The following is a 23,438-nucleotide window of genomic DNA, read 5'->3' as shown; positions in this document are numbered from 1 at the left end:
CGGCGGGCTTGCGGGTGAATGGCGCGTTCCACGGCCAGGGCAGGCGGCGGTGGGAGCCGCGGCGGCGGCCGGTGACCCGGAGCGAGAGCACGAGGATGACGAGCACCATGACGGCCAGCAGCGCGGGCGGGGTGCCTAAGACGTCGAGGGGCGACGACGGCGGCGCCTCGGCGCGCGGCAGGGGGACGAAGGGCCGTTCGGTGGAGCGGATCTCGTCGCGCTCGGCGCGCTCCTTGACGATGCGCGGGACGCCGTAGCCGACGACCTTGTCCGTCTCCCTGGTCTTGCGCTTGAGCCAGACGCGGTCGACGTTCGCCTCGATGGTGTGGATCTTCGTGCCCTCGACGCGCTCGACGACGCCCACGTGGTCGACACCCTTGTAGCTGCTGCCGCCGCTCCAGTCGAAGAAGACCAGCGCCCCCGGCTCGGGCTTCTGCGTCCAGGCGCCCTGCTTGATGAACCAGGCCGCGTGGGACGGCGTCCAGGCGAACTCACCGACGTATTCGGAAATACCCGCCTTGTTGGCCGCCCAGGCGAGGAACATGTCGCACCATGCCCCGTTGCGGAACTGGGAATCTTGCACGCGATCCGCGTACCACTCGCCGAACTTGGTGAACTGGCCGCTCTTCTCCTTGTAGCCGAGTTCCTGCCGCACCGTTTTCAGCAGCTCGTCCGCGATCGGGTCCAGGACGACTCCTCCAGAAAACCGATAAATCACGATGGACTGTAATAGCGCCATCGAGAAATTGCGCTGCTCACTCGGAAAATGTCGCGCTATGAGGCGAAATATCGGCTCTGTGACGGATGAGGCCGGTGATACGGCGTCAGATCCCCGCGCCCACGCGGTAGACGGCCACGTCCCCCGCGCCCGGCGCGACCACGTCGGCCACGATCACGGTCACGTTGTCGGGCGAGCCGCCCTCGTTCGCCAGGTCGATGAGCCGCTGCACGGCCGCCGCCGGATCCACCACCGTGGTCAGCACCTCGTGCAGCACCTCGGGCCCGAGCACGGTCGTCAGCCCGTCGGAGCACAGCAGGTAGCGGTCGTCGGGCTCGGCCTCGCGCAGCGCCATGTCGGGCTCGGCCCGGCCCTCGCTGCCCAGCACGCGCAGCACCATGGAGCGCCGGGGGTGCACGGCGGCCTGGTCCTCCGTTATCCGGCCTTCGTCCACCATCGACTGCACAAGTGTGTGATCCTTGGTCATCTGATAGAGAGCACCATCGCGAAGCAGATATCCGCGGGAGTCACCGAGATGAGCCAGGGCGAACCGGTAACCGTCCCAGAGCATGGCGGTCACCGTGGTCCCCATCCCCCGGCGGGCGGGGTCGATCTCGGCCAGCTCGACCAGCCTGCGCGCGGCCTCGTGCACGGCCCCTTCCAGCGCGGCCTCCAGGTCGGAGCCCGTCTCGGGAAGCGTGGCGTCGAGCTCACGCATGACGGCGATCGCCGCCGAGCTCGCCAGCTCGCCGGCCGCGTGTCCACCCATGCCGTCAGCAACCACGAGCAAGCGGCCACTCGCATAGCCGGAGTCTTCGTTCTGCTCCCTGCGGCGGCCCACGTCTGATCCGGCGGCATAGCGGATGTTGTGCTTCATACCCTGCAGTAAATCATTGGTTGAAAGACTTCACAAGCAGATGCGCTGAAGACTCTTGTGAACTACTGTGGGGTCCATGAGCCACGACCCGACCGTCAACGCCGGGGACATCGCCCGGCTCGCCGGTGTCGGGCGGGCCGCGGTGAGCAACTGGCGCCGCCGCCACGACGACTTCCCCCAGCCCATCGGCGGCACGGCCAACCAGCCGTTGTTCTCACTGCGGCAGGTCGAGTCCTGGCTGCGGCGCTATGGGAAGTCCTACCAGGTCTCCCTGGGAGATCGGGTGTGGCAACGCCTGAAAGCCGCCGGTGATTTGCGCCTCGGCGAGCTGGTGGCCCACGCCGGAGCCCTGCTGACCGGCGCCGCCGGCGTCTCGGACGCCGCGCTCGATCCCGAGCTGGCGCGGCTCGTCCTGGAGCTGGGCGAGGAGCACGGCCCGGCGGCCGCGTACGAATTCCTCTGCGAGCGCTACCTCGAGGCCCACTCGCGCCGGCTCTCCGTCACCCGCGACGACGTGGCCGAGCTGATGGTGACCCTGGTGGGCGCGGACGGCGCGACCGTCCTCGACCCGGCCTGCGGCGTCGGCACGCTGCTGCTCGCCCCCGCCCGTACGGCGCCGGGTCCGGTCAGGGTGCTCGGGCAGGAGCTGAGCGAGACCTCGGCCGCCATCGCGGCCTTCCGGCTGCGGCTGCGCGGCGTCGAGGCCAGCGTGGTGCCCGGCGACTCCATGCGTCACGACGGCTTCGCCGGCGAACGGGCCGACGCGGTGGTGTGCGATCCGCCGTTCAACGAGCGGGCCTGGGGTTACGAGGAGCTCACGGGCGACCCGCGCTGGGAGTACGGCCTGCCGCCGCGCGGCGAGTCCGAGCTGGCCTGGGTGCAACACTGCCTCACCCACGTCAGGCCGGGCGGCCTGGTGGCCATCCTGATGCCGCCGGCCGCCGCGAGCCGACGGCCGGGCCGTCGCATCCGCGCCAACCTGCTGCGCGCGGGCGCGCTGCGGGCGGTCGTCGCGCTGCCGGGCTCCGACCTGTGGTTGCTGCGCCGTCCGGCGGCGGGCGAGCGCCCGCCGTCCGACGTGCTGATCCTCGACGCCGCGGCCGACCTGGCGGCGGTCGAGCCGGCCTGGCGCGCGTACGTCGAGGAACGCTCCGAGCAGACGGTGCGCATCATCGACCTGCTGGCCGACGAGGTCGACATGACCCCGGCCCGCCACCAGCGGCGCGACGACGTCGGGCGGGCGTTCGCCGAGGCGCGCGACCGCTTCCTCGCGGCCGCCGCCGTGCCGCCCGACCTGAAGGTCCTGGACCAGCCGCTCGACCAGCCCGCCACCACTCTCGGCGATCTGATCAAGGAGGGCCTGGTGACCACGTCGCAGGCGCCGCCGAAGATGGCCGCCGACGGGGGCGACGTGCCGGTCCTGACCTCCGACGACGTGTTCAGCGGCAGTTCCCCGTCGGGGGCGACCACGGTGCAGCAGGGGCTCGTCGCGATCCGCCCGGGCGACGTGGTGGCCTCCTACTCCGCCGTCCGGGTCGTGGCCGACGGCGGCGGGGCGGTGCTGGGCCCGCACCTGACCCTCTACCGGGTCGACGCCCGCCGGCTCGACCCCGACTTCCTGGCCGGTTTCCTGCGGGCCGCGGGCGGCCGGGTCACGACCGGCTCCAGCCGGTTCGACGTGCGCCGCACCCGCCTGCCGCGGCTGCCGCTGAAGGAGCAGAAGGCGTACGGCGCCGCGTTCCGGCAGCTCGCCGTGCTCGAAGACGCCATCCGTGAGACCTCGTCCCTCGGGCAGACGCTGATCCGGCTGGGCCTCGACGGCCTGGCCGAAGGCCATCTGCACCCGCAGTCCTGACGGTGTAGCTTTTGCCGAATGTAGTGATTTTCCACGAAGGGCAGCGCGGAGGGGCTAATGGTCATCGGCGACCGCTATGAGCTCGACGACCTCCCTCTCGGGCAAGGCGGCATGGGAGCCGTGTACGCGGGCCACGACCGCCATCTCGACCGCCGGGTGGCGGTGAAGCTGCTGCGCCTGCCCAGCGGCCCCGACCAGGAGCTGGAGCGCAGGTTCCTGCGCGAGGCGCGCATCCTGGCCCGGCTGGAGCATCCGGGCGCACCCGTCCTGTACGACTTCGGCACCCACGAGCAGCGGCTCTACCAGGTGATGCAGTTCATCGAGGGCGTCACGGTGGCCGACGTGGTGCACGAGCACGGGCCGCTGCCGGTGCAGTGGGCGGCGGCGATCGCGGCCCAGGCGTGCGCCGTGCTGTCGGCGGCCCACGCGCTGTCGATCTGCCATCGCGACCTGAAGCCGACGAACCTCATGCTCTGCCCCGACGGCAGCGTGAAGGTGCTCGACTTCGGCCTGGCGATGTTGCGCGAGTCGGACGTGACGACGTTCACCCGGATCGGGCAGATCATGGGGACGCCGGCGTACATGGCGCCCGAGCAGATCCAGCACGGCGTCGCCGAGCCGCGCAGCGACCTGTACGCGCTCGGCTGCGTGCTGCACGAGATGCTGACCGGGCGCCAGCTGTTCACCGGCCCGACCGACTACGTGGTCTTCGAGAAGCAGGTCAAGCAGAGCCCGCCGCCCGTGCCGGGGCTGCCGGAGCCGCTGGGGGCGCTGCTGGCGCAGCTGCTGGAGAAGAGCCCGGACGACCGCCCGAGGGACGCCGACGAGCTGTACGAGCGGCTCGACCCGTTCGCGGTGGACCTGCCGATGCTGCCCGGCTTCCTGACGACCTCCCCCAGTCCAGGCCGCATGTACGCCCGGATGGCGGGGCGCGTCCTGGGCGGCTGACCCTGGCGCGCCAGGCCGCCGGTCCCAGCCTATCTACCTGAAGAATACTCATGCAGGTCATCCTTGACTGATCCGACAATCGCCAGTCAGTGGAGCGCCTGCGGCCGCAGGCGCCTTCAGCTACGGGCTGCGCACGGCGTGTGGAAGATAGAGGGATGATCCCGAACCGCGCCGCCGTGTCCGCCGCCGTCACCGTCGCCGAAGCCCACGGGGTGCGGGTCCGGGAGCCGGTCGTGCTGAACGACTCGTTCAACCTGCGGATCCACCTGCGGCCCGCGCCCGTCGTGGCGCGGGTCCCCACCGTCACCGCGCTGGGCCGGGCCCGGCCCGCCGACGCGCTGGCCCGCGAGGTGGCGGTCGCGTCGTTCCTGCACGCGGCGGGGGCGCCGGTGGTGCCGCCGAGCGACCTGCTGCCCGCCGGGCCGCACGTTCACCACGGCGTCACGGTCTCCTTCTGGGCCCATGTCGATCACGATCCCGGCCACGCCGTGACGCCGGACGCGGCCGGGCGGGCACTGGCCGGCCTGCACGCCGCCCTGCGCGGCTTCCCCGGCGGCCTCCCGCGCCTCGGCCCGGTGCTGGACGAGCCCGTACGGCTCCTGTCGGCGCTGGCCGGCTCCGGCGTGGTCGAGCCGGACGTCCTGGCGCTGCTGCGCGACTCCCACGCCGAGCTGACGGCGCGGCTCCGCGACGTGGACGGGCTCCAGGCCGTGCACGGCGACGCGCATCCGGGCAATCTGCTCGCCACCCCCGGCGGCCTGCTGTGGAACGACTTCGAGGAGACCATGGCGGGGCCGCCCGGTTGGGACGTGGCCTGCCTGCTGCGCACCACCCGCCTGGACGGGCGGGCCGCCGTACGCGCTTACGGGGCGGATCCGGACGATCCCGGCCTGGCGGTGTACGTCGCGGCGCGCGGCCTGCAGGGCACCCTGTGGGTGCTGGCCAGGGCGGCGCACTCCCCGCAGTGGCTTCCCGCGGCCCGGCAGGCCCTCCAGGCGTGGCTGAACGACCCCACCGGCATGACCCGCGCCCTACGGTGAGACGCGGAAGACGCGGAGCTGGAGGGCGAGCGTCGTGTAGTAGCCGACCAGCGTGGTCAGCTCGAACAGCGCCCGCTCCCCCAGCAGGGCGTACAAGTCGTCGTCCAGGTCGCCCTTCGTCACCAGGGCGCGGGTGACGGCGAGCACCGCCGCCTCGCCCTCGTCCGGCAGGTTCAGCGGGGCGCCGTCGCGCAGCGCCCGCAGCTGCTCGTCGGTGAAGCCGAGCCCGCGCGCGATCGGCTCGTGCGCCGCCTGCTCGAACGCGCTGTCGTGGTGCCCGGCCACGACGAGCACCGCCAGCTCCCGCGCCCGGTCGCCGAGCGAGGAGCGGTAACGGACGGCCACCCCCAGCTCCTGCAGCGGATCGCCGACGGCGGGGCTGAGCAGCATCGCGTTGAACGGGCCCGTGAGCCCGCCCGCCGGATCGACCATGAACCGCCCGCGCAGCCCCGAGGTGATCTTCTCGTGCAGCGCCCGGGCCTCGGGGTCCAGCTCGTGCGGCGGAGTCCTGCGCAGCCGTGCCATACGCGTGATCGTAACCCGGAACCTCAGCGGGTGATCCGGTAGTCGAGGTGCGCGACCGGCCCGTCCAGCCCGACGCCGGCCGCGTCCGGCAGGCCGTCGAACAGTCGGATGCCCGCCCCGAGCAGCACGGGGGCCAGGTGGATGACGCCCTCGTCGATGACACCCGCGGCGAGACACTGACGGACGAGGCTGGCGCCGCCAGAGACGCGCACGTCCTTGCCGCCCGCCGCGGCCTTCGCCTGCGCCAGCGCGCTCTCGACGCCGTCGGTGACGAACGTGAACGTCGTGCCGCCCTTGCGCACCCACGGCTCGCGGGCCCGGCTGGTCACCACGAACACCGGGTGGTGGAACGGCGCCTCCTCCGGCCAGCCGACCTCGCCCTCGTCGAACATGCGCCGGCCCATCACCGAGGCCCCCGCGCGCTCGATGGTCCGCCGCACGAGGTCGTCGTCGGGCCCCGTCTCCCCGCCGTTCCCACGGCCGATCAGCTTCATGAACGCCGCCGTACGGTACATCCAGGTGTGCAGCCTCTCGCCGCCGTCGCCCAGCGGGTTGCCGGGACGCGCGTCGGGACCGGAGATGTAGCCGTCCAGCGACATCGCGAGATCGAAGAACACCTTGCCCATTGCCTTCTCCTGCCTGTTCGGGGTTCCTTCACAGCAGAGTCGGAGCCACGATCCCCGTCTCGACATCCCCCGTGAAGCTGTTCACGGCACAGGGGTGATTCGGGGCCAGGCCGGTCAGCCGGCACCTCCTCGTACGCGGAGGTCAGGTCAGCCAGACCGTGGTGTCGGAGGGGACGGCGCCGTCCTCCAGCCGGCCGCTGGTCAGGAGTACGCGGCCAGGCGGGAGCGGCACCGGGGTGGGGCCGAGGTTGGTGATGCTGGTCAGGCCCGAGTCGCGGGTGAAGGCGAGGACCTGGTCGCCCAGCGGCAGCCAGGTCAGCGTTCCGTCGCCGAGCAGGTCCCGGCGCAGGCGCAACCCCGAGCGGTAGAGGTTGAGCATCGACCCCAGGTCCGTACGCTGCGCCTCGGCCGTCAGCTTGCGCCAGCTCTCCGGCTGCGGCAGCCACGGCGTGCCGGCGCCGAAGCCGAACGGCGGCTCCTCCCCCGACCACGGCAGCGGCACGCGGCAGCCGTCGCGGCCCGGGTTCGCGCCGCCCGAGCGGGCGTACATCGGGTCCTGGCGCAGCTCGTCGGGGAGGTCCTCGACCTCGGGCAGTCCCAGCTCCTCGCCCTGGTAGACGTAGACCGAGCCGGGCAGGGCCATCGCGAGCAGCGCCGCCGCGCGGGCCCGCCGGTAGCCGAGCTCCAGGTCCGACGGCGCGCCGTGCAGGCGGCCGCCGTGCTCGAACGCGGTGTCGGCGCGGCCGTAGCGGGTGACGACGCGGGTCACGTCGTGGTTCGACAGCACCCACGTCGGCGGGGCGCCGATCGGGGTGTGCGTGGCCAGCGTGAGGTCGATGACGCGGCGCAGCTCGGCCGGGTCCCACGGGCACGACAGGAAGTCGAAGTTGAAGGCCGTGTGCAGCTCGTCGGGGCGCAGGTAGCGGGCGAAGCGCTCCTGGTCGGGCAGCCAGACCTCGCCGATGAGGACGCGCCCGCCGTACTCGTCGGCGATCTCGCGCCAGCGCCGGTAGACGTCGTGCACGCCGTCGAGGTCCTCGTACGCGGTGTCCGACTTGACCAGCAGGGCGGCCGAGTCGACGCGGAAGCCGTCCACGCCGCGTTCGAACCAGAAACGCAGCACGTCCTCGAACTCCCGGTGCACCTCGGGATTCGCCCAGTTGAGGTCGGGCTGCTCGGGGGCGAACAGATGCAGGTACCACTGGCCGTCGGGGACCTGTGTCCACGCCGGGCCGCCGAAGATCGACTGCCAGTCGTTCAGCGGCTCGTCGCCGAACCAGAACCGGTCGCGCTTGGCCGGGTCGGCCAGAGCCTCCTTGAACCAGGCGCTCTCGGTGGAGCTGTGGTTCGGCACCACGTCGATGACGACCTTGACGCCGAGCCCGTGCGCCTCCTCGATGAACCGCTCGGCCTCGGCGAGCGTGCCGAAGACCGGCTCGATCCCCCGGTAGTCGGCCACGTCGTAGCCGCCGTCGGCCATCGGCGACGGATACCACGGGTTGAGCCAGACGGCGTCGATCCCGAGGTCCCGCAGGTACGGCAGGCGGGCCCGCAGGCCGGCCAGGTCGCCGATGCCGTCGCCGTTCCCGTCGGCGAAACTCCGCAGGTAGACCTGGTAGATCGCGGCCCCCCGCCACCACGTTTGCGACATGCGCTATCCCTTGATGCTTCCGGCGGTAAGGCCCGCCATGATGTGCCGTTGGAAGACGAAGAAGACGATGATCATGGGGACGGCGGCGATGACCAGCCCGCCCATGACCTGGTTCTGGGTCACCGCGCCGGCCGTCTGCGACAGACCCACGCTGATCGTCATCTTCTCGCTGTCGGTCATGACGAGCAGCGGCAGGACGAAGTCCTTGAACGCGGTGACGATCGTGAAGATGGAGACCACGCCGAGGATCGGCCGCGAGACCGGCAGCACGACCGACCAGAGCACCCGCAGCGGACCGGCGCCGTCGATCTGCGCCGCCTCGATGAGCTCGCGCGGGATGGAGTCGAAGAACCGTTTCAGCAGGAAGATGTTGAAGCCGTTGGCCGCCGCGGGGAACCACAGGCCCCACGGGTTGTTCAGCAGCCCGAGGTCGACGATCGTGACGTACAGCGGGATGAGGATCACCATCGGCGGGATCATCAGCGTGGCCAGCATCGCGCCGAGGATCACGTTCCCGAACGCCGGCCGCAGCTTCGACAGCGCGTACGCCGCCGCCACGTCCACGCACATGCAGAAGATCCACGCGCCGAGGGCGTAGTAGACGGTGTTGGCCAGCAGGGTACCGATGTCGAACAGCTCCCACGCCTCGAAGAACGGGGTGAGCGTCGGCTGCGCCGGGACGAGGGTCGGCGGCATCTGCGCGACCTCCTCCGGCGTCTTCATGGCGCCCGTGACCATCCAGTACAGCGGCAGCACGAACGCCAGGCTGAACGTCACGACGACCGCGGCGAGCACGAGCCAGTAGATCCGCCGCCCCCACCTGCTGTTGAGCTGGTGCGGCGAGACGATCGTGCGGAACTGCACGTGAATGGGCCTGGGCGTCCGGGCTCTGCCGCGCTTCGGCCTGGCCGCGGCGAGGGACGTCATGCCGGGTCCTCCCTGGTCCACCTGAGCTGGAGGGCGGCGAAGACGAGGAGCACGAGCATGAGCATCATGCCGAGCGCGCCCGCCTGGCCGTAGTTCATCTGCGAGAAGGCGAACTGGTACATCAGGTACGCCACCGTGACCGTCGAGTTCTCCGGCCCGCCGCCGGTCAGCATGTACGGCTCGATGAACACCTGCATGGTCGCCACGATCTGCAGCATCAGCATGAGCAGCAGGATCAGCCGCGTCTGCGGGATCGTGACGTGCCGGATGCGGCGGAAGATCCCGGCCCCGTCGAGCTCGGCGGCCTCGTACAGCTCGGACGGGATGTTCTGCAGCGCGGCCAGGTAGATCAGCGTCGCGCTGCCCATGTTCATCCACGTGGAGACGAGCACGAGGGAGATCAGCGCGGTGGAGGAGCTGTCCAGCCAGGCCAGCGGCGGCAGGCCGGCCAGGTCGAGGAGCTGGTTGAACAGCCCGGGCCCCGGGTCGTAGAACCACCGGAACAGCAGCACCGCCACGATCGGCGGCAGCATGACCGGCAGGTAGACCACGAACCGCAGGTAGGCCCGGGCGTGGCGCAACTCGTTCAGCACGAGCGCGACGACGAACGGCACGGCGTAGCCGCACAGCAGCGCGAGGAACGTGAACTCCACGGTGTTCAGCCAGGCCTCCCAGAAGGCCGGATCCTGGACGGCCCCCCGGAAGTTCGCCAGGCCCACCCACTCGGGCGGGTTGATCAGGTCGGTCTTCTGGAAGCTCAGGACGAACTCCCTGACCATCGGATACCAGGCGAACACCGTGAAGCAGAACAGCGCCGCGCACAGGAACCCGTAGGCCGTCAGGTTGCGCCGCAGTACTCCCATCAGCCCTTGGCCGCCAGCAGGTTGTTGACCTTGGTCTCGGCGTCGGCGAGCAACTGGCCGATGTCGGCGTCCTTGCGGCTCAGCACGGCGGACATGGGCACGTCGAGGATGGCGTAGATCTCCTGGGCGTGCACCGGCTCCGACTTCGGCGGGATGCTCGCGGCGGCCTCGACGTAGCTCTGGTAGTTCTCGACCGGCAGGGTGGCGTTCTTCACCCGGTCGGCCTGGATGGCCTGGCCGGTGGGCGAGTCACCGTAGACGGCGTTGTCGGGGACGCCGACGGGGTTGCCGATGGCCTTGCCGCGGGCGAAGTCGAAGCGGCCCTTGCCGACGGTGTTGAAGCGGAAGTCGATCCACGCCATGCCGGCCTTCACCTGCTCCGGCGTGGCCTTCGGGTTGATCATGTACGCCTCGCCGCCACTCAGCGACGCCTTGGCCTCGGGGAAGCCGGTGATGCCGTAGTCGGAGACCTTGCCCCGGAACTTGGTGACCACGTCGGTGACCACGTCGGGCGCGCCGAGCATCATGCCGACCTTGCCGCCGCCCATCGCCACCATGAGCGACTCCCAGCCGATCAGGAGCTTGTTGCCCATGCTGTTGTCGGCCCAGCGCATGTCGTGCAGGGTCTGCAGCACGGCCCTGCCCTCGGGCGAGTTGAACGCGGCCTTGGTGTTGTCGGGGGTCAGGACGTCGCCGCCGCGACCGTAGATGGCCTGGGTGAAGTGCCAGCCGCCGGTGTTGCCGCCGGAGTACTCGCCGAAGCCCACGTGGTCGGGGCCGAGGGCGGCGATCTTCTTGGCGGCCTCGCGCACCTCGGCCCAGGTCTTGGGCGGGGTGTTCGGGTCGAGACCGGCCTGGGTGAACAGGGCGCGGTTGTAGACCAGGCCGACGCTGTAGAGGACGTTCGGCACGCCGTAGACCTTGCCGTCCCTGGTGACCAGCTCGCGCGCGTCGGGCCGCAGGTCGTTCCAGTTCTTGATCAGGTTCGTGTGCGGCGTGACGTCGAGTGCCTGGCCCTGGGAGATGACGTCGTCGTAGTTGGTCACGGGCACCACGAAGACGGTCTCCATCTGGCCGCCCGCCAGCTTGGGGCCGAACGTCTTGGGGTCGAAGCACGGCTGCTGGTCCGTGCTCTTGACCGTCACCCCGGGGTTCGCCTTCATGAACGCGGCCACGTCGTCGTCCCAGGCCTGGCGTTCCTTGGGCGCGGTCCTGGCCGGCTGGCAGGCCACCGTGATCGTCACGGCCTCGGCGCCACCGGTGGCCGGGGTGGCGGGCTCACCCGATCCGCAAGCCGTGGCCCCGAGACCGAGCACGGTTACGAGCAAGAGTCCAGTGGATCTCCGCATGGTCTGACCCTTCTGATGCGAGGTGCCCCACACCATAGGATCGCCGACCAAAATGGGCAATATTTCGACGGAATATTGCAAGATAACGACTGCGTTACGAGGGAACGCGCGCTGTGGACGCCCTGACCACGAGCTCGGGCTCGAACAGCAGCTCGTCGGCGGGCACCACGGCCTTGCCGATCTGCGCGACGAGGAGGTCGACGGCGGCGCGGCCCATGGCGTCGATCGGCTGGCGGACCGTGGTGAGCGGCGGGTCGGTGCAGTTCATCAGCGCGGAGTCGTCGAACCCGATCACGGACAGGTCGCCGGGCACGGACAGCCCCGCCCGGCGGGCGGCCCGCACCGCGCCGAGCGCGAGCAGGTCGCTGGCGCAGATCACCCCGGTCGCCTGGCGCCTGACCAGCCGGGCGGCGGCCGCGTGCCCGCCCTCCAGCGCGAACATCGTGTGCTCGACCAGCTCGGGGTCGCCGCCCTGCGCCTCGAACGTCTCCAGCTTGCGCCGTGAGGGGATGTGGTCCTTCGGGCCGAGCACCATGCCGATGCGCTCGTGCCCGAGCGCCCGCAGGTGAGCCAGGGCGATCTCGGCCGCCACGGCGTCGTCGCACGACACCTGGGGGAAGTCGAGGTGCTCCACGGCCGCGTTGACCAGCACCGCAGGCAGCCTGCGCTCGTGCAGCAACCGGTAGTGGCCGTGGGCGGCGTCGGCCTGGGCGTACAGGCCGCCGGCGAAGACCACGCCGCTGACCTGCTGCTGCAGGAGCAGGTCGACGTAGTCGGCCTCGGAGACGCCGCCGACCGTGCGCGTGCACAGCACGGAGGTGAAGCCCTGCTGGGCCAGGGCGCCGCCGACCACTTCCGCGAAGGCGGGGAAGATCGGGTTCTGCAGCTCGGGGAGCACCAGGCCGACCAGTCTGGCGCGGTCGCCGCGCAGCTGGCTGGGGCGTTCGTAGCCGAGCACGTCGAGCGCCGTCAGCACGGCCTCGCGGGTCGCGTCGGACACCCCGGGCTTGCCGTTGAGCACCCGGCTCACGGTCGCCTCGCTCACTCCGACCTTCTTGGCCACCTCTGCGAGTCGTCGCGTCATGCGCAAACTATACGGCCTTCTACGCAAGTACTTGCAATGACTTACGCTGGCTTGCGCACGATGCCAGAGAGGAGTCAGAGGACTTCACAACGTCATATCCGCGCGAAGGCGACTTCCTCTTCATTTGCACTGGTCAAGACTGTGATCAAACTTTTCTCAGATTTTTAGCAAACCTTCTTCCCTCCGGCGGACTCAAAGGAGTAGTGAGCCGGCCACCCCAGGCCGGTTCCAAGTCCGACTACGGGGAGAGGAATCAGCACCCTCATGAGAAAGATCGCAGTAGGCATACTGTCCGCCGTCGTGGGCGGGGCCATGCTCGTGTCCGGAGCAGGTGCCGCATCGGCCGCCAAGCGCGACGCCGAGGTCAAGATCCGCGACATCAGCCCCAACCCGGTCGCCGTCGAGCGCGGCCGCACCACGACCGCGTACTTCGACATCGGGGCCACCCGCGACGTCAGCCGGGTCGAGCTCAGCGTGGCGCCCGCCGAGGGCATGCGCACGATGCGCACCAAGGACGTCAGGGATCTGGAGGGCTGGCGCTTCGCGATCGGCTTCAACCAGGACGACCCGACCGGCAAGTGGAGGGCCACGGCCACGGCCTTCGACCGCTCCAACAGGGTGATCGCGAGGGACGCGGCGTACTTCTCGGTCTACCTGAAGAGGAGCAAGGCCGACACCCGCATCGCGCGCTTCAGCGCCGACCCGTCGGCGGTGCGCTCGGGCAGGACGATCGGCTTCTCCGGCTACCTCCAGGCCGAGACCCGCGGCTGGAGGGGCGTCCGCGGCGAGCGCGTCAACGTCTACTACCGCGCCACCGGCTCCAGCGCCTGGAAGTGGGTCGCGGCCGGCACCACGTCGTGGAACGGCAAGTTCACGGCCCAGACCCGCGCCTACCGGAGCGGCTCGTTCCGCGCCGTGTACGCCGGTGACGAGCGTCTCGACAGCACCACGGGCCGCACGGACTACGTGCGGGTCTACGGTCCCGTCTGGCGCCGATAACCCCCTCTCCGAAGGCCCGGCCTGTCCCGAGGGGCCGGGCCTTCGGCATGTCCGCGATTAACGCGAAACAGTGAAAGTCGGGGCGTGGGGGGTAGCGTCCCGATATGGCCGAGGACCTGCTCAAAGACTGGAACCCGTTCGACATCTTCGACGCCGAGGCGGCCCGGCTCGACCGGTTCTTCTCCGGGCTCGACGAGGCCGGCTGGCAGCGCCCGTCCCGGTGCGCGGGCTGGTCGGTGCGCGACGTGCTCGGACACCTCGCCGGTGAGGAGCTGTACAACCACGCCTGCCTCGACGGCAGCGTGGAGGAGCTGACGAGCCGGCTGACCGTCGAAGGCGTGAGCGGCTACAACGACTTCAACGAGTGGTCCGTACGCCGCCGTCGCGACGTGCCCGTCGAGGACGTGCTGGCCGAGTGGCGCACCAAGAACGGCGAGACCCGCGAGCGCATGCGCGCCCTCGGCCCCGACGCCCTGCTCGACACGATGGCGGGCCCGTACCCGGTCGGCAGGCAGACCTTCCACTACGACTCCGAGTACGCCACCCACGCCGACGACGTGGGCGCGCCCGTCTCACCGGAGGAGACCGACGGGCGGCTGCTGTGGCGGGTGGCCGTGGGCCGGTTCGTGCTGGCCGAGCAGGAGGCCGACGTCCAGGTGGAGCAGACGGCCGAGCAGATCTGGGTCAACGCCGACGGCGTCAGCGCCACGCTGTCGTACCCCCAGTTCGTGGAGGCCACGGTCGGCCGGCTGCCCGAGGGGCACGGCCTGGACCCGCGCGTCGTCTCGGCCCTTCGGTGCCTGGCCTGAAAGGAGAGCCTGCCATGTGGCTGCGCAACCGCGAGGGGACCGAGCCGGTGACCGCCCGCAGCCCGCTGCGGCTGCGCCGGATCCTGTCGTCGGTCGTGCTCGTGATCGCCGTCGTCGCGGCGGTGGTCTTCGCCGTGCTGGCCATGAACACCGGCGCGCAGGTGTGGCTGTGGGAGGCGGCGATCGCCGCCGCCGTGGCCATCATCGCCGCCCTCGACCTGCTGGTGCTGCGCCACCGGCGCTCACGTGGCGAGAACGGCGGCCAGCAGCAGCACGATCACTAGGAGACCGAGCACGAAGATCACCCACACGTGGAACGCCCGGCCGCGCGGGAGACGCCCCCGCCAGCGGCCGGCCCGCGCACGCTCCGCCTCGATCCTCTCGATCTCCGCGAGGCGACGGGCGAAGTCGGGGTCGTCCTGCTCGAGGGCTCGCTCGATCTCGGCGAGGATTCGGCGTTCCCTTCCGGAGAGACCCATCGCACCACCACTGCTCTCACGCCGCTTCCCTTCTTCTACCCGTGGGTAGCGCACGCATTCCGCCCGTCTTCAGTGCGGGAAGACCCTGGGCGGGCGTGGCGTGACCTCGTCGCGGTAGTCCTCGATGATCGAGGCGATCTGGCGGGCCAGCACGGTGTCCTCGATGCGGTCGAGGTAGAGCGAGCGCGCGGCCAGCGCGTCGAGGTCCACGGCGAAATAGAGGGACATGAGCGGGTTGACGAACAGCTCGCTGCCCTTGGTCCGGTCGGTGAAGCGCACGTCGCCGAACTCCCCGCGCACGGCCGCCGCGATGGAGCCGTTCACGATGCTGGGGTGGGAGGGCATCTCGCCCCGGGCGTGGGCGACCGCGTCGAGGTAGAGCTCGCCCGGCGCCGTGGCCCTGGACAACGAGAACGCGCCCAGGTAGCCGCCGTCGCGTTCCAGTGCGGCGAGGTTCTCCAGCACCTGCGCGTGGTTGACGCCGTGGTAGGCGTCGACGCCGAAGCCGAGGCACACGACGACCTTCACCGGCACGTCGAGGCCGCGCACGGCCGCGAGGCTCGCCATGTCCTCGACCGGGGTGCCGAGCCCGGCCTCGTCGCCGCGCATGAGGATGTCGGTGCCGCCGTCGGCCAGGATGATCGCGTCGATGCCGAGGTGGGCGGCCAGCCGCTCGTACGCGGCCTTGAGGGGACGCACGCCGACTCTCGGGAACGCGTACACCGTCGAGGGCAGGCGCCGGGAGTGGAGCCAGCGGGCCAGGGCGCGTTCGGGGAAGTACCAGTCGCGGGAGGGCGTGTCGGGGTCGATCGCGGCGACGTCCTCGGCGAGCCAGGCGTCCAGGCCGAGCCCGTCGAGCTGGCTGAACGACAGGTTCGCCAGGTACGCCTCCTTGCCGCGTTCGCGCAGCGCCAGGGCGAGGGGCAGGCCCGCGTACACGTCGAAGCCCCCGCCCGCGCCGGCGACGAGGATCCGGTGGGAGCCCTCAAGCCGGGCGGACAGGGGCGATTCGAGCACGCCTCACATCTTGCCGTAACGCTGGTTGAAACGCTCGACGCGGCCGGCGGTGTCCAGGATGCGGCCGCGCCCTGTGTAGAACGGGTGGCTGGCCGACGACACGTCCACGTCGATGACCGGGTAGGTCTTGCCGTCCTCCCACTCGACCGTCTTGTCGCTGGTCCTGGTCGAGCGGGTGAGGAACGCGAAGCCAACGCTGGGGTCGCGGAAGACGACCGGCCGGTACGCGGGGTGCAGGTTCTTCTTCATGGCCGCTGCAACCGTACGAGAACGGTTTTCATTCCCTCATCTCCGGGTCCAGCCCGAGCACGCTCCGACCGCCGTCCACGGGGATCGTCGCGCCGGTGACGAAGGCGGCGTCCGGGGAGAGCAGGTGGGCGACGACGGAGGCCACCTCGGCGGGCGCGGCGACCCTGCCCAGCGGGTGGAGCCGGGCGAACTCCGCCTCCACGGCCGCCGCCTCCTGCGAGCTCTTCGCGGCCAGGAACTCCTCGTAGCGCTCCGTGGCCACCGAACCGGGGGCGACGGCGTTGACGCGGATGCCGTGGCGGCCGTACTCGACGGCGAGCGCCCTGGTCAGCCCCTCGACGGCGGCCTTCGCCGTCGCGTACGGCAGGCTGCCCGGCACCGCCCTGGCGGCCTGGTGGGAGGTGACGTTGACGACGGCGCCCGGCCTGCCGGCGGCGAGGAAGTGCCGCACGGCGGTGGCGCAGCCGACCAGGGCCAGGTCGAGGTTGGCCGCGATCAGCTCTCTGACCTCGGCGATCGAGGACGTGTGGACGGAGGCGTCGCGGAAGACGGCGGCGTTGTTGACCCAGCCCGCCAGAGGACCCGCCTCCTCGGCGAGCGCGGCGGCCCTGGCCATGATCTGCTCGTCGGCCGCGTCGCCGATCAAGGGGACGACCCGGGGACCGGCCCAGTTCAGGGCTTCCGGGTCGCGCTCGACGGCGACCACGGTGGCCTGCTCGCCCTCCTCGCCGAGCAGCCGCTCGACCACCGCCTTCCCGATTCCGCGCCCGCCACCGGTCACCACGTATGAAAAGCTCATGATTCGACGCTAGCGATGGTTTCTTCGGACAAGCGGGAACGAAATAGGAATGATCGCCAGACCGACGTCGCCCGCCCGGATGGTCGCCGCGCTGGCGATCACGCAGACCGTCGGCTACGGGGTGCTCTATTACGCCTTCTCGGTGTTCATCCCGCCGATGTCGCGCGACCTGCGCGCCGGGGTGGCGGAGCTCACGGGGGCGATCACGCTGTCGGTTCTGGTGTCGGGGCTGGTGGCGCCGGTCGTCGGCCGCCGCCTCGACCGGCACGGCGGTCGCGGCCTGATGACGACGGGCTCCCTCCTGGGCGCGCTGTCCGTGCTGGCCTGGTCGCAGGTGCGCTCGGTGGCGGAGTTGTACGTCGTGTGCGGGGTGCTGGGCGTGGCGTCGGCCATGGTGCTGTACGAGGCCGCGTTCGCGGTGATCATGGCCTGGTTCGACGCGGCACGGCGGGCGCGGGCGCTGCTGGCGGTGACCGTGGTCGCGGGGTTCGCCTCCAGCGTCTTCCTGCCGCTGACGGGGGTGCTGGTCGAGCTGTACGGGTGGCGGCGGGCGCTGGTCATCCTGGCCGCCGGCTACGCCGTGACCGCCGTGCCGCTGCACGCGCTGGTCGTACGCGGGCGGGCGGCGCCGCCGCACGCCGACCGGCGTGAGATCGTGCGGACGGCGGTGCGCGAGCGGCCGTTCTGGCTGCTGGCGGCGGCGTTCCTCACTCAGACGGGCGCGGTGGCGGTGATGGGCGTGCTGCTGGTCACGTACCTGATCACGCTCGGGCACCCGCCCGTGTTCGCCGCCGGTGTGGCCGGGCTGCTCGGGGTGCTGTCGGTGACCGGGCGACTGGTCACCACGGGGCTGCAGGCGCGCTGGCCGGTGGCGCTGGTCACGGCCGCCATGTTCGCGCTGCAGGGGCTGGCGGCCGTGCTGCTGCCTCTCGTGGGACGCGACACGGTGGGCGCGGTGGTCGGGGTGGTGCTGTTCGGGCTGGGGTTCGGGGTGGCCACGATCGCCCGGCCCGCGCTGATGGCCGACCGGTACGGCACCGCCGCGTACGCGTCGCTGAGCGGCGCCTTGGCATTGCCGATCACCGTGGCGAAGGCGATCGCGCCCCTGCTGGCGGCCGGGCTGGCGCAGGTTACGGGGTATCCGGCCGTGATGGGGGCGGTGGCGGCGGCCTGCGCGCTCGGCGCCCTGGCCCTGGTGGCGTACGAACGGGACGGCCGCTCACGCGACCGAGCCGGCGAGCTTTCCGGCCACCCCGGCCAGGGCCGTTCTGTCGGCGACGGCGAGCATACTGGCGGCAGCGGGCGTTCCGCCGGTGACGGACGTCCCGGCTCGGGCCCGCCTACCGGCGGTGGTGGGCGGTGTGGCGGTGACGGGCGTCCCGGCGCGGACCTTCCCGCGGGTGACGGTGAACGTCCGAGTGGTGGCGGGCGTCCCGGCGCGGGCCTTCCCGCGGGTGGCGGTGAACGTCCGAGTGGTGGCGGGCGTCCCGGCGGCGGCGTTTCTTCGGACGACCGCAAGCGTGCCGGCGGCGGCGCTTGTTCGGGTGACGGGGAGCGTGCCGGCGGGGATGAGGGGTCCGATCTGGGGCGTCGTCCCGGGGACGGCGGAGGGCGTACGGAGGGCGCGTCGGCGTGAGTACGGTAGTGCCTACCGGCCGATTCGCGGGCCGCGGAGGCCGCGTCCGCCGTCGGCGGAAATGACGATCCGTTCACCCCCGAACACGTAAGGTAGCCGCATGGATACCCCCTCCGACGTTCTGCAGCGCGTGTTCGGCTACGACTCGTTCCGGGCGGGCCAGCAGGAGATCATCGACCACCTCGTGGCCGGCGGCGACGCGCTCGTCCTGATGCCCACCGGCGGCGGCAAGTCGCTGTGCTACCAGATCCCGGCGCTGGTCCGCCGCGGCGTCGGCGTGGTCATCTCGCCTCTGATCGCGTTGATGCAGGATCAGGTCGACGCGCTACGGGCGCTGGGCGTGCGGGCGGGGTTCCTCAATTCGACGCAAGGCTTCGACGAGCGGCAGCTCGTGGAGTCAGAGTTCTTGGCGGGCGAGCTCGACCTGCTCTACCTCGCGCCCGAGCGGCTGCGCCTGGAGGCCACCCAGCGGCTGCTGGGCAAGGGTGACATCTCGGTGTTCGCCATCGACGAGGCCCACTGCGTGGCGCAGTGGGGTCACGACTTCCGCCCCGACTACCTGGAGCTGTCCAAGCTGCGCGAGCTCTGGCCCGACGTGCCGCGCATCGCGCTCACGGCCACGGCCACGCCCGCCACCCACACCGAGATCTCCGCCCGGCTCGGCCTCGACCAGGCCCGTCACTTCGTGGCCGGCTTCGACCGGCCCAACATCCACTACCGCATCACCGCCAAGAGCGAGCCCAAGCGTCAGCTCCTGCAGTTCCTGCGCGAGGAGCATCCGGGCGACTCCGGCATCGTCTACTGCCTGTCGCGCTCGTCGGTGGACAAGATCGCCGAGTTCCTCACCGACAACGGCATCGCGGCGGTGCCCTACCACGCGGGCCTCGACGCCGGCACCCGCGCCCACCACCAGGCCCGTTTCCTGCGCGAGGACGGGCTGATCGTGGTGGCCACGATCGCGTTCGGCATGGGCATCGACAAGCCCGACGTGCGGTTCGTCGCCCACCTCGACCTGCCCAAGTCGGTGGAGGGCTACTACCAGGAGACCGGCCGGGCCGGCCGCGACGGCCTGCCCGCCACCGCGTGGATGGCCTACGGCCTGCAAGACGTCGTGCAACACCGGCGCATGGCACTGGAGGGCGACGACGCCCACCGCCGCCGGCAGGTGCTCCACCTCGACGCCATGCTGGCGCTGTGCGAGACCGTGAGCTGCCGCCGGGTGATGCTGCTCGACTACTTCGGTCAGCAGGGCTCCCGGCCGTGCGGAAACTGCGACACCTGCCAGACCCCGCCCGAGTCGTGGGACGGCACGGTCGCCGCCCAGAAGGTGCTGTCCGCCGTGTGGCGGCTGGCCAATGAGCGGCGGCAGAAGTTCGGGGTGGGGCAGGTGGTCGACATCCTGCTCGGCAAGCAGACCGCCAAGGTCATGCAGCACGGTCACGACACGCTGAAGGTCTTCGGCGTCGGCGCCGAGCTGGGCAACGCGGAGTGGCACGGCGTGGTCCGGCAGCTGCTGGCGCAGGGGCTGCTCGCGGTGGAGTCCGACTACGGGGCGCTGGTGCTGACCGAGGCGAGCGCGGCCGTGCTGAAGGGCGACCGCCAGGTGCTGCTGCGCCGCGACACGCTGCGCCCGGCCCGCGCCAAGGTCTCCTCCCCCGCCAAGGCGCAGGCGGCGGCCGAGCTGCCGGCGGAGGCCGCCCCCGTGTTCGAACGCCTGCGTGCCTGGCGCGCCGGTGTCGCCAAGGAGCAGGGCGTGCCCGCGTACGTCATCTTCCACGACGCGACCCTGCGCGAGATCGCCACCCGCGCCCCGTCGTCCCTGTCCGAGCTGAGCTCGGTCAACGGCGTCGGCGAAAACAAACTCGCCAAATACGGCGAACAAGTCCTGGAGACCCTCCAGGCCACCACGTGACCCCTCGGTCGGACGGCGATGCGCACGCATGAGCAGCGCCACGCACTTCACGTGAACGCTGACATGCGCCCGTGAGTGGGGCGGGCGTCGGCCGAGCGGGAGCGGGCTGGGTGCGGTCCGGACCGCTGTTGCCGGTCAGGGAGCGAAGAACATCGTGACGTATACCCGGTCGAAGCGCCGCGCCCCCACGTCCTGTCTCCTGATCGCCCAGTGGACGAAGGCACCCTCCAAGCCGCTGATCGCGGGGAGCCATTGGGCGAGAAGCACCCAGTCCGCGGGGTTTGCCCGTTCACCGGTTCCCGGCCGGATCCCCTGTTCCTCCGATTTCGCCGCCCACGTCGCAGACGACGTGACCGGGTCCAACTCGCCGTATTCGTCAATAGCCGCCAGCCCGTCGGGATGGGCGAACAACAGCAGCCGGCCGTCGGGCGGTAGCGGGAGGCCCGTCGCGTCCTCGGGCAGCGCCGCAAGGTCGATGGACGCGATGAGGTGCTGCCCCCGCCGAGGATCGGTGACGTCGGCGGGAAGCATCAGCGGACCGCCGAAGTGGCCGACGACCGGCCCGTCCACATGCGGCGACAGGGTCGAGCATCGGCGGGCGGTGGCCAGTCACCTGTCCACGTCGGCGGACGGGACGTCACGCGCGAGCGCCTTGTCACGGAACCTGTTCAGTTTGTCCAGCATCTCGGGGGTCATCCGAATCAACTTAGCGCCGACGTCCGACACCCGGCAGCGCGCCTCGGCTTGGCTCTCCGACCCGGTAACAGGCGGTTCTCACCGTAGGGCAGGCCCCGTGCGGGGAGTCTCACCCCGCCGCGGGTTCGTCATGGTGCGGTGCTTCGTTCCTTTCGGTAGGCGTGGTGCAGCAGTTGGGCGAAGGATGGCGCTGCCGGCAAGGGCACCGGGCCGGCCAAGGCCGGCAGATCGGCGAGCGTGATCTCCTGGACGCGCTGGGGCGCACCGAGGCGATCCAGCTGACGGCGGACGATGGCCATCGTGGTGCCGCCCAGCATCGCGGCCTCGGGCCACACCACCGCGGCGCCGTCCCAGAAGGCGAGGTTCCAGATCGATGCTTCGCTGAGCCGGCCCCGGCGGTCGAGGAAGGCGGCGTCGTCGAAGCCCTGGCCGGCAGCCTGACGGAGAAAGTACGTCTTGGCCACCTCGCCGACGTGCTTCACGGCCGGGAGCACCCGTTCGTGCTCGACGGCCGCCAGCGCGAGCGGTCCTCGCGGGCCGGAGGCGGCCGGTCCGGTGCGTACGAGCAGCTCCGGCTCCACGTCATCCCCCGCCACGGTGAATTCGCCCGCCGGCGAGTACACCGTCGCGGTCAGCGACAAATCAGCCGGGCCGGCCTGAAGCGCCGCCCGCAGGCAGGCCCGTACCCGATCGTCGGGCAGCGCCTGACCGAAGAGCTCCATGGAGGCGGACCGCAACCGCTCCAGGTGAAGATCGAGACCCCGTACCCGGCCCTCACGCACCTGCATGGCGGTGAAGTGGGCATAGCCGGCGAAGGCGAGCGGCGCCAGATCCTCGGCGCTCGCCGCGCGGCCGTTACGTTGCACAACAAAAGTGGACATGCGTCACTCCCACGAAAGACGACATCGAGGACGACCCGGCCGGAATGGTCGTCGCTGAGGCGACGTTAAGGCTTCACATCCATGACAAGGTCAACCTGTGGTGAGGCGGGGTCAGATGCTGATCGGGGAGCTGTCGCGGCGTACCGGGGTCAGCACGCGGTTGCTGCGCTATTACGAAGCGCAGGGTCTGCTCGACGTCCGGCGGGGCTCCAACGGTTATCGCCATTACGACGACGACTCCGTGGTCACCGTGCGGCAGGTGCGCGCGCTGCTGAAGGCGGGCCTGTCCACGGAGGTGATCCGTGAGGTGCTGCCGTGCGCCCGGGGCGAGCGCCCGGAAATCGACTGGTGCACAGAGTTGTGGGAGGTCCTCAACGGCGAGCTCGCCGCCATGGACCACCGCATCGACGATCTCCGGCGTAGCCGCGGCACTCTCGCCGGCTACCTGACGGGATCCTGATCCGGCCCCGCGGGGGTGGTGGCGACGGCCGCACGAAGAACGGTCGTCGCCACCACGTTGGCCGGCCCGTCCGCGGCCGTCAGGGTCCCGCCTGTGCGGGCCTGGCCGGACGGGGTTGCGCCCTCGGCACGGTGTCCTGCGTGGTCGTCCCGGGATGGCCGGGCCCTTCGGTGTCACCGTGTCGGCGGGGACGTACATGGTTCGCCCACCGGCGCCCATGGGGAGCGCCGTGACTTTTCCTCTAGGAGATCGTACGACCTGTGAGGCGGTGATGCGGAGTCGAAACAGGTCAATTATGGGCGAACCAGTCAGGGTCCCGGCCGAGATGGGCGAGCAGGTGGTCCTGCGCGGGCGCGTACGCGGGCACCACCATCGGCGGGGCGAACCTGGACGGGCGGTCGGCGCACGTCACGAACAGGCGGGCCAGGTCGAGCAGTTCCTCCGCCATGAGCGGCGGGATCGGGCGGCGCTCGCCGCACGACCTGGCCACGTCCCAGCCGTGCACGGCGATCTCGATCGCGCCCGCCGCGGCCACCATCGGGCCGGTCAGCCGCTGATTCCCGACGCAGACCGTCCCGGCGTCGCCGTCTCTCAAGGCTGACCACCCGCCCAGCATCTCGGCGGCCCCGTCCCTGACGAGCAGTGCCGGATCGGCGCCGGTCGCCGGCCGGTCGCGTAGGTCCTCGGTGGTGTGGGGGCAGCCTGCGACGTGGCCGGTGGCGGCTTCGGTCAGGGTGCGAAGGGAGTCGCCCAGGTGTTCCAGCAGGTGGTGGAGGTTCCAGCCTGAGCAGGGTGTGGCGCGGCAAAGGACGGCCGGGGTCACGCTGCGCAGGCTGCCGAGGGTGTAGTCGATCGCGCGTTCCAGGAGCGCCACGCCTGCCGCCAACGGTCGTCCGTACTCGCCCATATCGCCTCCTCGCCAAAGGAGACCCGTACGTGTGGGGAAAATCATCGGCCTTGGCCGCCGGGAACCTCCTGGGCCGATGCGGAGTAGTGAGGGCGAGGAGGTTCGATGGCGAACAGAGCGTGGATGGGTGG

Annotated in this window: 25 protein-coding genes; 9 read left to right on the top strand and 16 right to left on the bottom strand. The window is 71.1% G+C overall.

Features of this window, described 5'->3' with window-relative positions:
- Together E1286_RS32885 and E1286_RS32880 are read right to left on the bottom strand one after the other, a co-directional pair.
- A partial coding sequence (locus E1286_RS32885; protein WP_165970016.1) for a CHAP domain-containing protein occupies nt 1–718 on the bottom strand: 718 nt, incomplete at its 3' end.
- Between the two features lie 106 nt (nt 719–824).
- Nucleotides 825–1,595 (bottom strand): PP2C family protein-serine/threonine phosphatase, encoded by a 771-nt coding sequence (locus E1286_RS32880; RefSeq protein ID WP_132618713.1) that lies wholly within the window; start codon nt 1,593–1,595, stop codon nt 825–827.
- Nucleotides 1,596–1,671: 76 nt separating this feature from the next.
- Here E1286_RS32880 and E1286_RS32875 point away from each other — a divergent pair, with 76 nt between their 5' ends.
- The 3 genes from E1286_RS32875 to E1286_RS32865 all read left to right on the top strand — a co-directional run bounded on the left by E1286_RS32875 (nt 1,672) and on the right by E1286_RS32865 (nt 5,438).
- On the top strand, nt 1,672–3,450 hold the full coding sequence (locus tag E1286_RS32875) for an N-6 DNA methylase (RefSeq protein WP_132618711.1): 1,779 nt from the start codon (nt 1,672–1,674) through the stop codon (nt 3,448–3,450).
- A gap of 57 nt (nt 3,451–3,507) precedes the next feature.
- Nucleotides 3,508–4,398 (top strand): serine/threonine-protein kinase, encoded by an 891-nt coding sequence (locus E1286_RS32870; RefSeq protein WP_132618709.1) that lies wholly within the window; start codon nt 3,508–3,510, stop codon nt 4,396–4,398.
- A gap of 155 nt (nt 4,399–4,553) precedes the next feature.
- Nucleotides 4,554–5,438, top strand: coding sequence for an aminoglycoside phosphotransferase family protein (locus E1286_RS32865; RefSeq protein WP_132618707.1), 885 nt, complete (start codon nt 4,554–4,556; stop codon nt 5,436–5,438).
- On the opposite strand, the gene E1286_RS32860 is transcribed toward E1286_RS32865, so the two are convergent.
- The 7 genes from E1286_RS32860 to E1286_RS32830 form a co-directional block, all read right to left on the bottom strand.
- Complete coding sequence (locus tag E1286_RS32860; RefSeq protein ID WP_132618705.1) at nt 5,430–5,963, bottom strand: carboxymuconolactone decarboxylase family protein; 534 nt, start codon at nt 5,961–5,963, stop codon at nt 5,430–5,432. The two genes, E1286_RS32865 and E1286_RS32860, sit on opposite strands and share 9 nt — an antisense overlap.
- Before the next feature lie 23 nt (nt 5,964–5,986).
- On the bottom strand, nt 5,987–6,589 hold the full coding sequence (locus E1286_RS32855) for a dihydrofolate reductase family protein (protein WP_132618703.1): 603 nt from the start codon (nt 6,587–6,589) through the stop codon (nt 5,987–5,989).
- A gap of 142 nt (nt 6,590–6,731) precedes the next feature.
- Nucleotides 6,732–8,240 carry a glycoside hydrolase family 13 protein gene (locus E1286_RS32850; protein ID WP_132618701.1) on the bottom strand — a complete coding sequence of 503 codons (1,509 nt, stop codon included), beginning with the start codon at nt 8,238–8,240 and terminating at the stop codon, nt 6,732–6,734.
- Nucleotides 8,241–8,243: 3 nt separating this feature from the next.
- On the bottom strand, nt 8,244–9,167 hold the full coding sequence (locus E1286_RS32845; protein ID WP_132618699.1) for a carbohydrate ABC transporter permease: 924 nt from the start codon (nt 9,165–9,167) through the stop codon (nt 8,244–8,246).
- The gene (locus tag E1286_RS32840; protein ID WP_132618697.1) at nt 9,164–10,030 is read right to left on the bottom strand and encodes a carbohydrate ABC transporter permease; all 867 of its coding nucleotides are present in this window, start codon (nt 10,028–10,030) and stop codon (nt 9,164–9,166) included. The genes E1286_RS32845 and E1286_RS32840 overlap by 4 nt, the downstream gene beginning before the upstream one ends.
- Nucleotides 10,030–11,358 carry an ABC transporter substrate-binding protein gene (locus tag E1286_RS32835; RefSeq protein WP_246075419.1) on the bottom strand — a complete coding sequence of 443 codons (1,329 nt, stop codon included), beginning with the start codon at nt 11,356–11,358 and terminating at the stop codon, nt 10,030–10,032. Before E1286_RS32835 ends, E1286_RS32840 begins: the two co-directional genes overlap by 1 nt.
- A 115-nt stretch (nt 11,359–11,473) precedes the next feature.
- On the bottom strand, nt 11,474–12,463 hold the full coding sequence (locus E1286_RS32830; RefSeq protein WP_132618695.1) for a LacI family DNA-binding transcriptional regulator: 990 nt from the start codon (nt 12,461–12,463) through the stop codon (nt 11,474–11,476).
- A gap of 264 nt (nt 12,464–12,727) precedes the next feature.
- Between E1286_RS32830 and E1286_RS32825 the strand changes: the two genes are divergently transcribed.
- The 3 genes from E1286_RS32825 to E1286_RS32815 all read left to right on the top strand — a co-directional run bounded on the left by E1286_RS32825 (nt 12,728) and on the right by E1286_RS32815 (nt 14,555).
- Entirely contained in the window at nt 12,728–13,462 is a 735-nt protein-coding gene (locus tag E1286_RS32825; protein ID WP_132618693.1) for a hypothetical protein, read from the top strand.
- Between the two features lie 104 nt (nt 13,463–13,566).
- Entirely contained in the window at nt 13,567–14,271 is a 705-nt protein-coding gene (locus tag E1286_RS32820; protein ID WP_132618691.1) for a maleylpyruvate isomerase family mycothiol-dependent enzyme, read from the top strand.
- A 14-nt stretch (nt 14,272–14,285) separates the two neighbouring features.
- Nucleotides 14,286–14,555 carry a DUF6343 family protein gene (locus E1286_RS32815; protein WP_132618689.1) on the top strand — a complete coding sequence of 90 codons (270 nt, stop codon included), beginning with the start codon at nt 14,286–14,288 and terminating at the stop codon, nt 14,553–14,555.
- On the opposite strand, the gene E1286_RS32810 is transcribed toward E1286_RS32815, so the two are convergent.
- The 4 genes from E1286_RS32810 to E1286_RS32795 form a co-directional block, all read right to left on the bottom strand.
- Complete coding sequence (locus E1286_RS32810) at nt 14,514–14,750, bottom strand: DUF3040 domain-containing protein (protein ID WP_132618687.1); 237 nt, start codon at nt 14,748–14,750, stop codon at nt 14,514–14,516. The genes E1286_RS32815 and E1286_RS32810 overlap by 42 nt on opposite strands.
- Nucleotides 14,751–14,819: 69 nt before the next feature.
- Complete coding sequence (locus E1286_RS32805; protein ID WP_223190645.1) at nt 14,820–15,767, bottom strand: DUF1152 domain-containing protein; 948 nt, start codon at nt 15,765–15,767, stop codon at nt 14,820–14,822.
- A gap of 3 nt (nt 15,768–15,770) precedes the next feature.
- Nucleotides 15,771–16,016, bottom strand: a complete 246-nt coding sequence (locus tag E1286_RS32800; RefSeq protein ID WP_132618685.1) for a type B 50S ribosomal protein L31 — start codon at nt 16,014–16,016, stop codon at nt 15,771–15,773.
- 28 nt (nt 16,017–16,044) lie between these two features.
- Entirely contained in the window at nt 16,045–16,815 is a 771-nt protein-coding gene (locus tag E1286_RS32795; RefSeq protein ID WP_132618683.1) for an SDR family NAD(P)-dependent oxidoreductase, read from the bottom strand.
- Nucleotides 16,816–16,864: 49 nt separating this feature from the next.
- Between E1286_RS32795 and E1286_RS32790 the strand changes: the two genes are divergently transcribed.
- Both E1286_RS32790 and recQ read left to right on the top strand, forming a co-directional pair.
- Nucleotides 16,865–18,451: an MFS transporter gene (locus E1286_RS32790; RefSeq protein WP_246075418.1), complete on the top strand. Its 1,587-nt coding sequence runs from the start codon at nt 16,865–16,867 to the stop codon at nt 18,449–18,451.
- A 100-nt stretch (nt 18,452–18,551) separates the two neighbouring features.
- Nucleotides 18,552–20,363: a DNA helicase RecQ gene (gene recQ / locus E1286_RS32785; protein WP_132618681.1), complete on the top strand. Its 1,812-nt coding sequence runs from the start codon at nt 18,552–18,554 to the stop codon at nt 20,361–20,363.
- A 135-nt stretch (nt 20,364–20,498) separates the two neighbouring features.
- Here recQ and E1286_RS32780 read toward each other — a convergent pair whose 3' ends face one another.
- Nucleotides 20,499–20,933 (bottom strand): DUF1963 domain-containing protein, encoded by a 435-nt coding sequence (locus E1286_RS32780; protein WP_223190643.1) that lies wholly within the window; start codon nt 20,931–20,933, stop codon nt 20,499–20,501.
- A gap of 254 nt (nt 20,934–21,187) precedes the next feature.
- Entirely contained in the window at nt 21,188–21,940 is a 753-nt protein-coding gene (locus tag E1286_RS32775) for an aminotransferase class IV family protein (protein ID WP_132618679.1), read from the bottom strand.
- Between the two features lie 100 nt (nt 21,941–22,040).
- Here E1286_RS32775 and E1286_RS32770 point away from each other — a divergent pair, with 100 nt between their 5' ends.
- Nucleotides 22,041–22,400: a MerR family transcriptional regulator gene (locus E1286_RS32770; protein ID WP_246075417.1), complete on the top strand. Its 360-nt coding sequence runs from the start codon at nt 22,041–22,043 to the stop codon at nt 22,398–22,400.
- Nucleotides 22,401–22,689: 289 nt separating this feature from the next.
- Here the strand turns inward: E1286_RS32770 and E1286_RS32765 are convergent, their stop codons facing one another.
- The gene (locus E1286_RS32765) at nt 22,690–23,307 is read right to left on the bottom strand and encodes a TIGR03086 family metal-binding protein (protein ID WP_132618675.1); all 618 of its coding nucleotides are present in this window, start codon (nt 23,305–23,307) and stop codon (nt 22,690–22,692) included.
- Nucleotides 23,308–23,438 lie beyond the last annotated feature (131 nt).

Origin of the sequence: Nonomuraea terrae (assembly GCF_004348995.1) — a bacterium.
Classification (GTDB): Bacteria; Actinomycetota; Actinomycetes; order Streptosporangiales; family Streptosporangiaceae; genus Nonomuraea; species Nonomuraea terrae.
This window is presented reverse-complemented; position numbering and strand designations above follow the sequence as displayed.

Coding starts and splice junctions, on each gene's coding strand:
- E1286_RS32880 (WP_132618713.1), bottom strand. CDS start 1,595: ATGAAGCACAACATCCGCTATGCCGCCGGATCAGACGTGGGCCGCCGC.
- E1286_RS32875 (WP_132618711.1), top strand. CDS start 1,672: ATGAGCCACGACCCGACCGTCAACGCCGGGGACATCGCCCGGCTCGCC.
- E1286_RS32870 (WP_132618709.1), top strand. CDS start 3,508: ATGGTCATCGGCGACCGCTATGAGCTCGACGACCTCCCTCTCGGGCAA.
- E1286_RS32865 (WP_132618707.1), top strand. CDS start 4,554: ATGATCCCGAACCGCGCCGCCGTGTCCGCCGCCGTCACCGTCGCCGAA.
- E1286_RS32860 (WP_132618705.1), bottom strand. CDS start 5,963: ATGGCACGGCTGCGCAGGACTCCGCCGCACGAGCTGGACCCCGAGGCC.
- E1286_RS32855 (WP_132618703.1), bottom strand. CDS start 6,589: ATGGGCAAGGTGTTCTTCGATCTCGCGATGTCGCTGGACGGCTACATC.
- E1286_RS32850 (WP_132618701.1), bottom strand. CDS start 8,240: ATGTCGCAAACGTGGTGGCGGGGGGCCGCGATCTACCAGGTCTACCTG.
- E1286_RS32845 (WP_132618699.1), bottom strand. CDS start 9,167: ATGACGTCCCTCGCCGCGGCCAGGCCGAAGCGCGGCAGAGCCCGGACG.
- E1286_RS32840 (WP_132618697.1), bottom strand. CDS start 10,030: ATGGGAGTACTGCGGCGCAACCTGACGGCCTACGGGTTCCTGTGCGCG.
- E1286_RS32830 (WP_132618695.1), bottom strand. CDS start 12,463: ATGACGCGACGACTCGCAGAGGTGGCCAAGAAGGTCGGAGTGAGCGAG.
- E1286_RS32825 (WP_132618693.1), top strand. CDS start 12,728: ATGAGAAAGATCGCAGTAGGCATACTGTCCGCCGTCGTGGGCGGGGCC.
- E1286_RS32820 (WP_132618691.1), top strand. CDS start 13,567: ATGGCCGAGGACCTGCTCAAAGACTGGAACCCGTTCGACATCTTCGAC.
- E1286_RS32815 (WP_132618689.1), top strand. CDS start 14,286: ATGTGGCTGCGCAACCGCGAGGGGACCGAGCCGGTGACCGCCCGCAGC.
- E1286_RS32810 (WP_132618687.1), bottom strand. CDS start 14,750: ATGGGTCTCTCCGGAAGGGAACGCCGAATCCTCGCCGAGATCGAGCGA.
- E1286_RS32800 (WP_132618685.1), bottom strand. CDS start 16,016: ATGAAGAAGAACCTGCACCCCGCGTACCGGCCGGTCGTCTTCCGCGAC.
- E1286_RS32795 (WP_132618683.1), bottom strand. CDS start 16,815: ATGAGCTTTTCATACGTGGTGACCGGTGGCGGGCGCGGAATCGGGAAG.
- E1286_RS32790 (WP_246075418.1), top strand. CDS start 16,865: ATGATCGCCAGACCGACGTCGCCCGCCCGGATGGTCGCCGCGCTGGCG.
- recQ (WP_132618681.1), top strand. CDS start 18,552: ATGGATACCCCCTCCGACGTTCTGCAGCGCGTGTTCGGCTACGACTCG.
- E1286_RS32775 (WP_132618679.1), bottom strand. CDS start 21,940: ATGTCCACTTTTGTTGTGCAACGTAACGGCCGCGCGGCGAGCGCCGAG.
- E1286_RS32765 (WP_132618675.1), bottom strand. CDS start 23,307: ATGGGCGAGTACGGACGACCGTTGGCGGCAGGCGTGGCGCTCCTGGAA.